This is a genomic window from Williamsia phyllosphaerae, from assembly GCF_014635305.1.
Taxonomy (GTDB): domain Bacteria; phylum Actinomycetota; class Actinomycetes; order Mycobacteriales; family Mycobacteriaceae; genus Williamsia_A; species Williamsia_A phyllosphaerae.
The window spans coordinates 1,611,460-1,623,767 of the sequence record NZ_BMCS01000001.1; the positions used below are offsets into that span (position 1 = coordinate 1,611,460).

Annotated in this window: 12 protein-coding genes; 7 read left to right on the forward strand and 5 right to left on the reverse strand. The window is 68.5% G+C overall.

The window, feature by feature from the left end; genetic code table 11:
- The first annotated feature begins 72 nt into the window (after positions 1-72).
- From IEV93_RS07575 to IEV93_RS07590, 4 genes are all read left to right on the forward strand, one after another.
- Positions 73-1,149, forward strand: coding sequence for an SDR family oxidoreductase (locus IEV93_RS07575; RefSeq protein WP_188488393.1), 1,077 nt, complete (start codon positions 73-75; stop codon positions 1,147-1,149).
- Between the two features lie 177 nt (positions 1,150-1,326).
- On the forward strand, positions 1,327-2,925 hold the full coding sequence (locus IEV93_RS07580) for an aldehyde dehydrogenase (NADP(+)) (protein ID WP_188488395.1): 1,599 nt from the start codon (positions 1,327-1,329) through the stop codon (positions 2,923-2,925).
- Between the two features lie 30 nt (positions 2,926-2,955).
- Entirely contained in the window at positions 2,956-3,906 is a 951-nt protein-coding gene (locus IEV93_RS07585; RefSeq protein ID WP_188488398.1) for a 5-dehydro-4-deoxyglucarate dehydratase, read from the forward strand.
- Complete coding sequence (locus IEV93_RS07590; protein ID WP_188488400.1) at positions 3,906-5,174, forward strand: glucarate dehydratase family protein; 1,269 nt, start codon at positions 3,906-3,908, stop codon at positions 5,172-5,174. The genes IEV93_RS07585 and IEV93_RS07590 overlap by 1 nt, the downstream gene beginning before the upstream one ends.
- Positions 5,175-5,199: 25 nt before the next feature.
- On the opposite strand, the gene IEV93_RS07595 is transcribed toward IEV93_RS07590, so the two are convergent.
- The 3 genes from IEV93_RS07595 to IEV93_RS07605 are packed head-to-tail and all read right to left on the reverse strand — an operon-like array spanning position 5,200 to position 6,840.
- Complete coding sequence (locus IEV93_RS07595; protein ID WP_188488402.1) at positions 5,200-5,634, reverse strand: GNAT family N-acetyltransferase; 435 nt, start codon at positions 5,632-5,634, stop codon at positions 5,200-5,202.
- On the reverse strand, positions 5,525-6,247 hold the full coding sequence (locus tag IEV93_RS07600; RefSeq protein WP_188488405.1) for a hypothetical protein: 723 nt from the start codon (positions 6,245-6,247) through the stop codon (positions 5,525-5,527). Before IEV93_RS07600 ends, IEV93_RS07595 begins: the two co-directional genes overlap by 110 nt.
- Entirely contained in the window at positions 6,244-6,840 is a 597-nt protein-coding gene (locus tag IEV93_RS07605; RefSeq protein ID WP_188488407.1) for a TetR/AcrR family transcriptional regulator, read from the reverse strand. Before IEV93_RS07605 ends, IEV93_RS07600 begins: the two co-directional genes overlap by 4 nt.
- Positions 6,841-7,004: 164 nt before the next feature.
- Between IEV93_RS07605 and IEV93_RS07610 the strand changes: the two genes are divergently transcribed.
- Positions 7,005-7,898: a LysR family transcriptional regulator gene (locus IEV93_RS07610; RefSeq protein ID WP_188488409.1), complete on the forward strand. Its 894-nt coding sequence runs from the start codon at positions 7,005-7,007 to the stop codon at positions 7,896-7,898.
- Between the two features lie 22 nt (positions 7,899-7,920).
- On the opposite strand, the gene IEV93_RS07615 is transcribed toward IEV93_RS07610, so the two are convergent.
- Together IEV93_RS07615 and IEV93_RS07620 are read right to left on the reverse strand one after the other, a co-directional pair.
- A complete protein-coding gene (locus IEV93_RS07615; RefSeq protein ID WP_188488411.1) occupies positions 7,921-8,316 on the reverse strand; it encodes a universal stress protein in 396 nt (131 codons plus the stop codon).
- On the reverse strand, positions 8,313-9,335 hold the full coding sequence (locus IEV93_RS07620; protein ID WP_188488413.1) for a 2-hydroxyacid dehydrogenase: 1,023 nt from the start codon (positions 9,333-9,335) through the stop codon (positions 8,313-8,315). Before IEV93_RS07620 ends, IEV93_RS07615 begins: the two co-directional genes overlap by 4 nt.
- Before the next feature lie 375 nt (positions 9,336-9,710).
- Between IEV93_RS07620 and IEV93_RS07625 the strand changes: the two genes are divergently transcribed.
- Both IEV93_RS07625 and IEV93_RS07630 read left to right on the forward strand, forming a co-directional pair.
- Positions 9,711-11,288 (forward strand): ABC transporter substrate-binding protein, encoded by a 1,578-nt coding sequence (locus IEV93_RS07625; protein ID WP_188488415.1) that lies wholly within the window; start codon positions 9,711-9,713, stop codon positions 11,286-11,288.
- 93 nt (positions 11,289-11,381) lie between these two features.
- Positions 11,382-12,308, forward strand: coding sequence for an ABC transporter permease (locus IEV93_RS07630; RefSeq protein ID WP_188488417.1), 927 nt, complete (start codon positions 11,382-11,384; stop codon positions 12,306-12,308).

A 12,308-nucleotide genomic window follows, 5' to 3' on the forward strand; every position in this document is an offset into this window, starting at 1 on the left:
CGTCGAGCGCTGCACCCTGGGTGAGAACACATCGCAGTCAAGCCAGGGGCTGCCCGACTAGAGAGGTCACCCATGACACGTAGTACCCCCGGCGTCGCGCTGGTCGTCGGCGCCACCGGCATCTCCGGCCAGACCATCTGTCGTCAGCTCGTCGCCGACGGATGGGACGTCCACGGACTGTCCCGTCAGGAGTCGTTGCCGGTCGACGGCGTGACCGCCGTGCAGGCCGACCTGCTCGATCCCGATCAGCTCACCGAACGGTTGCGCGGGATCGCGCCCGAGGCGGTGTTCCTCACGGCGTGGATGAAGCAGGACAGCGAGGACGAGAACATCCGGGTCAACAGCGAGATCCTGCGCAACGTCTTCGCCGCGCTGGAGCCGCAGGGCTCGGTCCGACACGTCGCGCTGATGACCGGGCTCAAGCACTACCTCGGGCCGTTCGAGGACTACGGCACCGCGGTCATGGCCGAGACCCCGTTCCACGAGTCCGAGCCGCGCCTGGACAACAAGAACTTCTACTACGCACAGGAGGACGAGCTGTTCGCCGCGGCCGAGCGGATGGGCTTCACCTGGAGTGTCCACCGGGCGCACACCATCTTCGGGTTCGCCGTCGGCAACGCGATGAACATGGCGTTGACGCTGTCGGTGTACGCCACCCTCTGCAAGGAGACCGGCCGCCCGTTCGTCTTCCCCGGCTCCGAGACGCAGTGGAACGGCCTGGTCGACGTGACCGATGCGAACCTGCTGGCCGAGCAGATGGTGTGGGCGTCCACCGCCCCCGAGGGCCGCGACGAGGCGTTCAACATCGCCAACGGTGACGTGTTCCGCTGGCGTTGGCTGTGGCCGCAGGTGGCCGCGCACTTCGACATCGAGCCGGTCGGGTTCGACGGCGAGCCCCAGCCGCTCGACGGGCGCATGGACACCGCCGCCGCGGAATGGCGGGAGATCGCACAGAAGTACGACCTCGTCGAGCCCGATGTGGACCGGCTGGCCTCGTGGTGGCACACCGACAGCGACCTCGGCCGCGACATCGAGTGCCTCACGGACATGACCAAGAGTCGCAAGGCCGGCTTCCTCGGCTTCCGGTCGACACCGGACAGTTTCGCGTCCGCGGTCGAGCAGTACCGCGAGGCCAAGATCATCCCCTGATCTCGCGATTCCCCGGTACGCAGTGTCGATTCAATGTGTGCATCACCGGGTGCAACATTTGACTTGGACATGAATCAGTAGCGCACCTAGCGTCGTCGGCATGACCCAGGTCACTCTTCCGAACACGGGGAGTGACCGGGGTCGTCCACCAAGCACTACGACGGCAGGACGCGACTCATGACAGCAACGGTCGACAGGATCGGCGCACTGACCGGTCAGATGATCATCGCCGGCGAATTGGTCACCGGAACCGGTGACATCGTCCGAGGAATCGACCCGGCCACCGACGAAACGCTCGAGCCCGGATACGCACACGGCGACACCGACGATGTCCGCACCGCCACGGCCGCGGCGGCGGCGGCGTTCGGCCCGTATCGCGGCACCAGCTCCGCGGCGCGTGCGGACTTCCTCGAGACCATCGCGACCAACATCGAGGGCCTCGGCGAGACCCTGATCAGCCGCGCCTGCGCAGAATCGGGGTTGCCGGTCGCCCGGATCACCGGCGAGGTCGGTCGTACCGCGGGCCAGTTGCGGCTGTTCGCGTCGGTGCTGCGGGAGGGGAGCTGGAACGGCGCGCGGATCGATCCGGCGATGCCGTCCCGTGCCCCGTTGCCGCGCAGCGACATCCGTCAGCGCAAGGTCCCCCTGGGGCCGGTCGCGGTCTTCGGGGCCAGTAACTTCCCGCTCGCGTTCTCGGTGGCCGGCGGCGACACCGCCTCCGCTCTGGCCGCCGGATGTCCGGTCGTGGTCAAGGCGCACGACGCACATCCGGGCACCTCGGAGTTGGTCGGTCGGGCCATCACCGCCGCCGTCGAGTCGACCGGAATGCCCGCCGGCACCTTCTCGCTGCTGTTCGGCTCGGGCCGATCGCTGGGCACCGCCCTGGTCACCGACCCGCACATCAAGGCGGTCGGCTTCACCGGATCGCGATCAGGCGGAACAGCGCTCGTCGCGGCTGCGGCCGGACGCCCCGAGCCCATCCCCGTCTACGCCGAGATGAGCTCGATCAACCCGGTCTTCCCGCTGCCCGGTGCCCTCGCGACGCGCGGTGCAGATCTGGGGACGGCGTTCGCCGCGTCCCTGACCCTGGGCTCCGGCCAGTTCTGCACCAACCCCGGTCTGGTCATCGGCGTCGAGGGCGCGGGACTCGATGAGTTCGTCTCCGCCGCGAGCGCTGCGCTCGCCGCGACCGAGCCTTCCCCCATGCTGACACCGAACATCGCCGCGAGCTACGCCGAGGGTGTCGCCGCGGCCGCCCAGAGCGCGGTGACCGTCGGTCGCGGGTCCTCCTCCGACGCACCAAACCGTTGTCGCGCAGCATTGTTCAGTACCGATGCCCAGACATTCCTCGAGTCGACGGTGCTGCAGCAGGAGGTGTTCGGCGCGTCCGCTCTGGTTGTGCGGTGCCGTGACGCCGAGCAGGTCCTGGCGGTCACCGCTGCGCTGGAAGGCCAGCTGACCGCGACCGTGCACGCCGACGACACCGATCTCGATGTCGCAGGCCGACTTCTCGAGACCCTCGAACTGAAAGCGGGCCGAATCCTTTTCGGCGGTTGGCCGACCGGGGTCGAGGTCGGGCACGCAATGGTGCACGGTGGGCCCTCGCCCGCGACGTCGGACTCGCGGAGCACCTCGGTCGGATCCCGGGCCATCGAACGCTTCCTGCGGCCCGTCGCCTACCAGGACGTGCCCGCGTCCCTGCTGCCGTCCGCGATCGCCGACGGCAACCCCGACAACCTCTGGCGCCGCGTCGACGGCGAACTGACCAGAGACTGACCATCCCAACGAATTTCGAGGAGATCCCCCATGCTCGACGGAGTCCTGTTCTTCCCGGTGACCCCTTTCACCGCCACCGGCGAGGTCGACTACGACCGCCTCGCGCAGCACGTCGAGCGCGGCGTGGCCGCCGGCCCCGGAGGCGTGTTCATCGCCTGCGGCACCGGTGAGTTCCACGCGCTGGGCCTGGGCGAGTACGGCCGCATCGTCGCGCGCGCCGTCGAGGTCGTCGCCGGTCGCGTCCCGGTCTTCGCCGGTGCCGGCGGATCCCTCGTCCAAGCCAAGGAGTTCGCCGCCAGCGCCGCGAGCAACGGCGCCGACGGCATCCTGCTGCTGCCGCCGTACCTCGTATCGATGCCGCAGGCCGGGCTGGTCGAGTACACCCGCACGGTCGCGGCGGTCACCGATCTACCGCTCATCGTCTACAACCGCAGCAATGCGATCTTCGACGAGGCCTCGGCGGTCGAGGTGGCGCAGCTGCCCGCCGTGATCGGGTTCAAGGACGGCACCGGCGATCTCGACAACGTGGCGCGCATCGTCGTCGCCGTGAAGAACGCTCTCGCACCGAGCGGCAAGAACTTCCTGTTCTTCAACGGTCTGCCGACCGCCGAGATCACCCAGCAGGCCTACCGTGCGATCGGGGTCACGCTGTACTCGTCGGCGACCTTCGCGTTCGCGCCGGAGATCGCCCTGGCCTTCTACTCATCGCTCGAGCGCGAGGACACCGAGCTGACCGACGCGCTCCTGCGGGAGTTCTTCCACCCGCTGGTCCGTCTGCGCAACCTCGTCCCGGGATACGCCGTCTCGCTGGTCAAGTACGGCGTCACGATGGAAGGGCTCGACGCCGGACCGGTGCGCGCGCCACTCGTCGAACTCGCACCCGCGCACCAGCGGGAGCTCGCGGACATCACCGCCGCCGGCCGATCGGTGCTCGCCGGGTCGATGGCGGCCGACTCGCTGGCCGATCGGGCCGCCGTCTGATGGTGGCCACATCGATCATCACCGGGGTGGAGATCACCCCGGTCGCGTTCGCCGATCCGCCGCTGCTCAACACCGTCGGGGTCCATCAGCCGTTCGCGCTGCGAGCGATCATCCGACTGCGCACCGACTCCGGGGTGGTGGGCCTCGGGGAGACATACGCCGACACCGCCCACCTGATCCGGCTAGAGGCCGCGGGCGAGGCAATCGTGGGCCTGGACGTGTTCGCCCTCAACGAGATCCGGGCTCGCATCGACACCGTCCTCGACACCCTCGCGGTCACCGGCGGCGACGGTGTGGCCGGGATGATCACCACGGCCAGCACCACCGACCGTGTCTTCTCGCCGTTCGAGGTCGCGAGCCTCGACGCGGCGGGCCGCATCCTCGATCGCCCGGTCTCGGATCTGCTCGGCGGCGCGGTGCGGGCGTCGGTGCCGTTCAGCGCCTACCTGTTCTACAAGTGGGCCGGACACCCCGGTGCCGAGCCCGACCACTGGGGCGAGGCACTCGATCCGGCCGGTCTGGTCCGGCAGGCCCGCACGATGATCGACACCTACGGCTTCACCGCGATCAAGCTCAAGGGTGGCGTCTTCCCGCCCGCCGAGGAGGTCGCGGCGATCAAGGCACTGCGCGACGAGTTCCCCGATCTGCCGCTGCGCCTGGACCCCAACGCTGCCTGGACCGTCGACACCTCGGTCTGGGTCGCCGCCGAGCTCGACGGCATCGTCGAGTACCTGGAGGACCCGACACCGGGACTCGACGGGATGTCCGCGGTCGCCGCGGAGGCGAAGATGCCGCTGGCCACCAACATGTGCGTCGTCGCCTTCGACCAACTCCTACCGTCGGTCAAGAAGGACTCGGTGTCCGTCGTGCTGTCCGACCACCACTACTGGGGCGGTCTGCAGCGATCACGTCTTCTCGCCGCCATCTGCGACACGTTCGGATTGGGACTGTCGATGCACTCGAACTCCCACCTGGGCGTCAGTCTGGCGGCCATGGTCCACCTCGCCGCCGCCACACCGAACCTGACCTACGCGTGCGACACCCACTGGCCCTGGAAGGACGAGGACGTGATCCGCCCGGGCGTGCTGGGTATCCGCGACGGCTCCGTCACCGTCCCGACGACCGCCGGCCTCGGCGTCGAGATCGACGAGGACGCACTGGCCGCGATGCATCAGCAGTACCTCGACTGCGGGATCCGCGACCGCGACGACACCGGGTACATGCAGTCCATCGAACCGGGATTCGTGAACTCCAGCCCCCGATGGTGAGAAGCGTCCGAGCCCGACGGTCGGGCTACCGCGGCGTCAGGATCATCCGGACGTGGGGGATCCCGGCGTCGAGGTAGTTCTCACCTGCCCGGACGAAGCCGAACCGGCCGTACCACGCCTCGAGATGCGCCTGCGCGGAGATCTCGACAGCACCCGGGTACGCCTGCAGCGCGGCCGTGATGAGTTGTCCGGCCCGGCCGCGACCCCGCGCGGATGCCGCCGTCGCGACTCGTCCGATGTGGACCCCATCGTCCACGAGGACGCGAAGGGTGGCGGTCACCTCGCCGTCGTCGTCGGCCATCCAGAACAGCTCCGTCGTGGGGAGCAGGTCCGCGCCGTCGAGTTCGATCTCATCGATGATCCGCTGCTCGTGGACGAACACCGCGACCCGTAGCGCCATGATGCGGTAGAGGGTGTGCTGGTCGACCTGGGCGAGCGGCGCATGGTGGACGGAGTTCATCGTCGATCCGTTCTGTCGGAGTAGGAAAGTGGTCCGCTCGCGGTCGTCGTCCGCGTCGCGACACGAGGGCGCACATGGTGAGCCCGAGAAGGATCAGATAAACCGGGAACGCGACGGTGGTGGCGTCGTAGGCGGACAGGCTCAGCAGCGCGAACGAGCCGTTCGCGGCGGCGAGAAGGTAGACCAGAGGGCGTTCGGTGTCCGGTCGTCGCCATGCCTTGACAATGGTGGGGACACCGCCGATCGCGTCGGCGGCCACCGCGGTGAGGACGGCCAGGACCGGGTCGTCCAGAGCGAGCCACGCCAGCAGTGCGACGGCGGCGACCGCACCGCACGACAGGTCGAAACCACTGATCCGCCAGTAACTCGAGCGATTGGCGAACGACGCGCAAAGGATCAGGAACGGTCCGAGACCGACCGCGAGAGTGGTGACCGCGGGCAGTCCGACACCGTCACCGATCTGGGCTCCGAACGCGATGCCGGGCGCCGCCGCCCAGAGGAACCACGTGACCCGGTTGGGGCGCACGACGCCTCGCAGGGTGAGCACGGCGTACCAGGAGCTGCCCATCATCGACAGGGCCGCGCCGAGCAGCGCGAATCCGGGGTCGATCACGGCCGTACCCCTCCGACCCGATCGACCACGTCTGCGACCGTGCGGCGCGCCAACTGTTCCTGCACCGCGGCCGGATACGTAGGGCCGTCGAGAACCGCCAGGACCGCGATGCCCTCCATCGTGGCGACGATCTCCCGTGCCCACTCGGTGGCCTCGGCGTCGGTGACATCAGGACCCAGCTCGGCGACGAGTCCGGTGACGCGCGCCAACCACTGCCGCGTGTTGTGCACATGCAGCTCACGTAGTTCGGCGTCGGCGATCGACGCCGCCGCGAAGCCGGTGAAGATGCGGGCCTCCACCATGCGCACATCGTCGAGCGGCAGCACGGTGCGGGCGACGGCGAGGAGGCGATCGGCCGCGGGTTCATCGGCATCGACGCCGTCCGCACGTCTCGCCGTGCGATCGAACAGGGTCTGGCGCGCGTGGACCAGCATCGCCGACCTCGACCCGAAGCGGTGCATGATCAGGCCGGTGGTGCAGTCCGCGCGTGCTGCGACCGCGCGGACGGTGGTCGCCTCGATCCCCAGCTCGGCGACCGTGTCCCACACCGCCCGGGAGACGCGGTGGCGCGCGTCATCGTTGTCGGCGTTCACGTTGCTCAGACCTTCCCTCCGGTCGCTCGTAACACTTGTTATGAAATGTCGTAACAGATGTTACCGGCACACTCGACGGACTGGAGGGGTTGGTCGCGCACGCCGTAGTAGCGTGATTCACGCAACGGCCATCCGATCGGGTGAGCCATACCGGGAGTGAATCGATGTTCTCGCTACCTCGCCTGACGTGCTTCATCGCCGTCGCCGAAGAACTGCACTTCGGACGCGCTGCCGAACGGCTGCACATGACCCAGCCGCCGTTGAGCAGGCAGATCCAACAGCTGGAGAACGAGCTGGGAGTGCAGCTCATCGACCGCACCAGCCGGTCGGTGACGCTGACCGCCGCGGGCGCCGCGTTCCTGCCCGACGCCCGCCACATCGTTCGGCTCTCCGAGAGCGCCGTGCTCACGGTCCGTCGTGTCCCCGCCGGCGACCTGGGCAGCGTCATCATCGGCTTCACCGGTGCGTCCGCGCACGCGATCCTGCCGCGGTTGCTCGACGCGGCCCGAACGACGCTGCCGGACGTGAAACTGCTGCTGCGCGAGATGGTCTCGTCGGCGCAGATCGAGGCGCTGTCGCGTGGGGAGCTCGACCTCGGCCTGGTGCGACCCATCATGACCCGTCCGGGTATCGCGACCCGGCCGATCCACCACGAGCGACTCGTCGCGGCACTGCCGGAGGACCACCCGCTCGCCGACGCCGAGCACCTGGCGATCGAGGACTTCGACGACCAGCCGGTGATCATGTACTCCCCGGTCGACGCCCGCTACTTCAACGAATTGCTGATCAGCACGTTCACCGCGGTCGGGGCCTCGCCGCGGTACGTCCAGTACGTCACCCAGGTGCACACGATGTTGGTGCTGGTTCGTTCGGGGATCGGGATGGCGCTGGTCCCGGAGTCGGCCATGACGATGCATCCCGACGGGGTGGTGTTCAAGCAGGTGACCGCGGTCCGCGACCGGCCGGTGCAGATGAACGCCGCGTGGCGCGCCGACAACACGAACCCGGCGCTGTTGCGGTTGATGAACGACGTCCTGCCCGCTCGGGAGTGGATCTGATCGCGGGAATGCCGCCGCGTACTCAGACCGCGGCGCGAACAGGCGGTTTGACCGCCGTCACCGGACACTGCGCGTCGAGCAGCACCCGCTGCATCCCGCTGCCGGTGAACAGTTTTCCGACCGGCGATCGGCGACGTATGCCGATCACCAGCAGGTCGACGTCGTCGTCGAACGACGCGTCGATGAGACGGTCGGCGTGGGCCAGTGACGGGTCGTTGTCGAGCACCTCGTGGGTGACGCCGAGTGCGTCGGCGTCCTCTCGGGCCGACTGCAGATCCGCCGCGAACGTGGGAGCCGTCGCGGAGTCGCCGTCGGCGATCACCAGCAGGGTCGTCGAGCGCATCTTGGCCTCGGCGAACCCGAACGGGAGTGCGCCACGACCCTCGGGCGTGGGGACATAACTCAGCACGACGCTCATCGGACGGCCCGGTGGGGCTCGACGACGGCCGTGGTCAGCGCGCCCGACTCGAGGTAGTCGGCCAGGTTGCGCAGGGTGAGGGCCTCCATCGCCGCACGCGTCTGCACGGTCCCGCTGCCCACGTGGGGGAGCAGGACGACGTTGTCGGCCGTGAGCAGGGCCGTAGGGACCTCCGGCTCCGCGGTGAAAACGTCGAGGCCGGCGCCGGCCAGGCCGCCGCTGCCCAGCAGCTCCACCAACGCCTGCTCGTCGACGACGCTGCCGCGGGCGACGTTGATCAGGTATCCGTCGGGACCCAGGGCCTCGAGGACGTCGCGTCCGACCAGGTGGCGCGTTCCCGCACCGCCCGCCGCGGCGACGACGAGCACGTCCACCGACGCCGCGAGCTCGACGGCCGAGGGCGCGTAGCGATAGGGGGAGTCGGGGACCTGATTGCGGTTGAAGTAGGCGATCTCGCAGTGGAAGGCCTCGAGGCGGGTCGCGATGGCCGACCCGATCCGGCCCAGCCCGATGATCCCCACCCGGCTCCCGGACACCTTGCGCGACAACGGGACGTTCCCCTCGGACGCCCAGCGGCCGGCCCGGACGTACCGGTCGGCGGCGGAGAACTGGCGGAGGGTGTCGATCAGCAGCCCGATGGCGGTGTCCGCGACGCAGTCGGTGAGGACATCCGGGGTGTTGCTGACGCCGATGCCCAGTTCGCGGGCCCGCTCGACGTCGGTGGTGTCATACCCGACGCCGAAGTGGACGATCGCGCCCAGGTGGGGCAGGGCCGCCATCAGCCCGGCGTCGACGCCCGTACGACCGGACGTCACCACCGCGGTGACCGCCGAACCGTGTTCGGCGAGGAAGCCGGCCCGCTCGGGCCCGGTTGGCAGGGTCGCGGCGGACCACTCGGAGGCCAACGTCGCGGCGAGGGAGGGTTTGAGAGGGCCGACCTGAAGCACGGTTCCGGCGGCAACCCGCTGTGGTGCAGTCGCTTTCAGGTCGTCGCGACCGGGTGCCGTTGCGTTGGTCATCTGCGCTCCTCTTCGTGGTGATGGCACCACCGACCCACGCGGGGTCACGCCACCGATGGGACCACGCTAGATGCGTCCAGGAATACCTGTCCAACTCTGAAATAGCATGAACTGATACCGAAAGCGCATGGATGCCGACGGGGCGGCCATGTCTCTTGGGCGTCGACTCGGAGAAGCGGGTGGTCAGGAGGGTTTCGACGTGACGCACGCCTCTCCAGCGCGACTGCTGTGAGTGGCGCCACAGGCCCAAAACCGCTGTTGATGGCCGTTTCGTCCGGTTGACGCCCCCTCGGGCCGCTCCTAGCGTGTGGCTACCGTCACAACGCGGTGACTTCTCGCGGAGCTTCGCGAACTTCATTTCTTTCGGAGGAACCCATGCACGCTGCAGGTTTGCTGCCCGCCGGCCGCCGCCGCGCCCTGGCGGCAGGACTCGTGGCCGCGACCCTCGCGGTGGTCTCCGCCGGATGTTCGGTCGCCAACACGACGAGCAGCGACGCGGCCAGCCCGAACACGCTGCGCATCGTCCTTCCACAGGAGCCGCCGACGCTCGAGCCCTGCGATGCCTCGCTCACCTCGACCGGTGTCGTGGTCCGCTCCAACATCACCGAGCCGCTCGTCGAGCGGAACCCCGGCACCGGAGACCTCGAACCGAAGCTCGCCGACTCGTGGCAGCAGGTGACGCCGACGACATGGCGCTTCGCCATCCATCCGGGCGTCGTGTTCAGCAACGGCAAACCCTTCGACGCCACCGACGCGGCCTTCTCCATCAACCGCACCCTCGACGCGTCGATCGCCTGCGACGTCAACGGATATGTGTTCGACGACAGCAAGCTGGAGGTGACCGCCGTCGACCCCGCCACCGTCGAGATCCGGACACCCGTCGCCGACCCGATTCTGCCGCTGCGGGTCTCGTTCATCGAGATGGTGCCCCGGACCACCGACTCGACCGACAAGGTTCGGATCCCGATCGGTACCGGACCGTACATGGTCGACTACTGGGACGCCGGGCAGAAGCTCGCGCTGAAGGCGAACCCCAACTTCGGCGGGACCAGACCCGAGTACACCCGGGCCATCTATCAGTGGCGCACCGAGGGCAGCGTCCGCGCGGCCATGGTCACCAACGACGAAGCCGATCTGGCCACCTCCCTGGGACCCGAGGACGGAGCCGGTGATCTCGGGGTGGCCTACACCAACAACGAGACCACCGCCCTGCGCATGCAGGCCACCGAACCCCCGCTCGACGACATCCGGATCCGCGAGGCCATCGATCACTCGATCAACCGGACCGGCATCGTCAAGGCGCTGTTCCAGGGCCTTGGCACCCCCGCCGCCGAACTGGTGGCCAAGGGCATCGTCGGCTACAACGACCAGCTGCGCCCCACGTCGTACGACCTCTCCACGGCTGCGGACCTCGTGTCACAGGCCAAGGCCGACGGGGTCCCGGTGGGCAAGCAGATCCGTCTCATCGCCCGCACCGGTCAGTTCCCGAAGATCAACGAGGTCGTCGAGGTCATCCAGAACTCCCTGGACAAGATCGGCCTGAACGTGAAGATCGAGATGATGGACACCTCCGGTCAGATGCAGTACCAGATCCGGCCGTTCCCGAAGGCCGGCCCGGTCCTGCTCATGGTCCAGCACGGCAACCAGGCCGGCGACACCCAGTTCACCGTCGACCAGTACATGCTCAGCGAGGGTTACCAGAGCACCTACGGGACAACCGCTTACGACGACGAGATCGCCGCCGCGGAGGCGAAGACCGGGGACGCTCGTCAGGCCGCGCTGGCGCAGGTGCTCGCCGACGAGCCCGCCAAGATCCGGCAGTACGCCTACATCGCGCACATGCAGGCGGTACTCGCCCTGTCCCCGTCGGTGTCCTATGAGCCGAACTCGGCGACCGGTGACGAGATGCGCCTGGCCGAGATGACGCACGCCACCCAGCAGAACAACGCCTAGCCCCCTGGGCGACAGCCCCTTTCGACGCAGCCAGCCCACCACCACGAGGAACCCGCCATGACACGCTCAACGACCACGACGAGGTGGTGACCGGTGTTCACCTTCCTGCGCCGGCGCATGTACACCAGCCTCATCCCACTACTCGTCGTCCTGTTCGGTGTGTTCTTGTTGGCGCGACTGACCGGGGACCCGACGAACCTCTACCTGCCGGTCTCGGCGACCCCCGACCAGCGCGCCGAGTTCGCCGCGGAGAACGGTCTGGACAAGCCGGTCTGGCAGCAGATGCTCGACTACCTCTCCGGCGTCGTCCACCTCGACTTCGGTGAGTCGCTCAAGACCGGTCAGTCCGCGGCGTCCATGGCGCTCAACGCTTTCCCGGCCACACTGCAGCTGGCGTTCGTGACGATGCTGCTCGCGGTCCTCGGATCGGTCATCCTCGGATGCTGGGCCGCCTACCGACCCAATTCGTTGGCCGACCGCATCTCCAGCCTGCTGTCGATGACCGCGGCGAGCGTCCCGGACTTCTGGTTCGCCATCACCGGCATCTGGATCTTCTCCGTCGTCCTCGGATGGCTGCCCACCTCGGGCACCGGCAGCACGCTGGCGTGGGTCCTGCCCATCGCCACCCTGATGATCCGACCGCTCGGTGTGCTCACCCAGGTGGTGCGCGGCGCAATGGTCTCCGCGCTCTCGGCCCCGTACGTGAAACTCGCACGCAGCAAGGGTGCGGGCGATCTGCGCGTCGTCACCCACCACGCACTGCGTAACGCCGCAGCCCCGGCGCTCACCGTCGCCGGCGACCTCACCGTCGGGCTGGTCAACGGTGCGGTGATCGTCGAGGCCATCTTCGGATGGCCCGGCATCGGCAAGCTGATGATCGACTCCATCCTGCAACGCGATTTCGCGGTGCTGCAGGCGGCCGTCCTGCTCACCGCGGTCAGCATCTTCGTGCTCAACATCGCCATCGACGCCGGATACGCGCTGCTCGACGCGCGCGTCCGCGAGAAGGTCACGGTCTAG

Coding starts and splice junctions, on each gene's coding strand:
- IEV93_RS07590 (WP_188488400.1), top strand. CDS start 3,906: ATGGTGGCCACATCGATCATCACCGGGGTGGAGATCACCCCGGTCGCG.
- IEV93_RS07585 (WP_188488398.1), top strand. CDS start 2,956: ATGCTCGACGGAGTCCTGTTCTTCCCGGTGACCCCTTTCACCGCCACC.
- IEV93_RS07620 (WP_188488413.1), bottom strand. CDS start 9,335: ATGACCAACGCAACGGCACCCGGTCGCGACGACCTGAAAGCGACTGCA.
- IEV93_RS07610 (WP_188488409.1), top strand. CDS start 7,005: ATGTTCTCGCTACCTCGCCTGACGTGCTTCATCGCCGTCGCCGAAGAA.
- IEV93_RS07615 (WP_188488411.1), bottom strand. CDS start 8,316: ATGAGCGTCGTGCTGAGTTATGTCCCCACGCCCGAGGGTCGTGGCGCA.
- IEV93_RS07575 (WP_188488393.1), top strand. CDS start 73: ATGACACGTAGTACCCCCGGCGTCGCGCTGGTCGTCGGCGCCACCGGC.
- IEV93_RS07625 (WP_188488415.1), top strand. CDS start 9,711: ATGCACGCTGCAGGTTTGCTGCCCGCCGGCCGCCGCCGCGCCCTGGCG.
- IEV93_RS07595 (WP_188488402.1), bottom strand. CDS start 5,634: ATGAACTCCGTCCACCATGCGCCGCTCGCCCAGGTCGACCAGCACACC.
- IEV93_RS07580 (WP_188488395.1), top strand. CDS start 1,327: ATGACAGCAACGGTCGACAGGATCGGCGCACTGACCGGTCAGATGATC.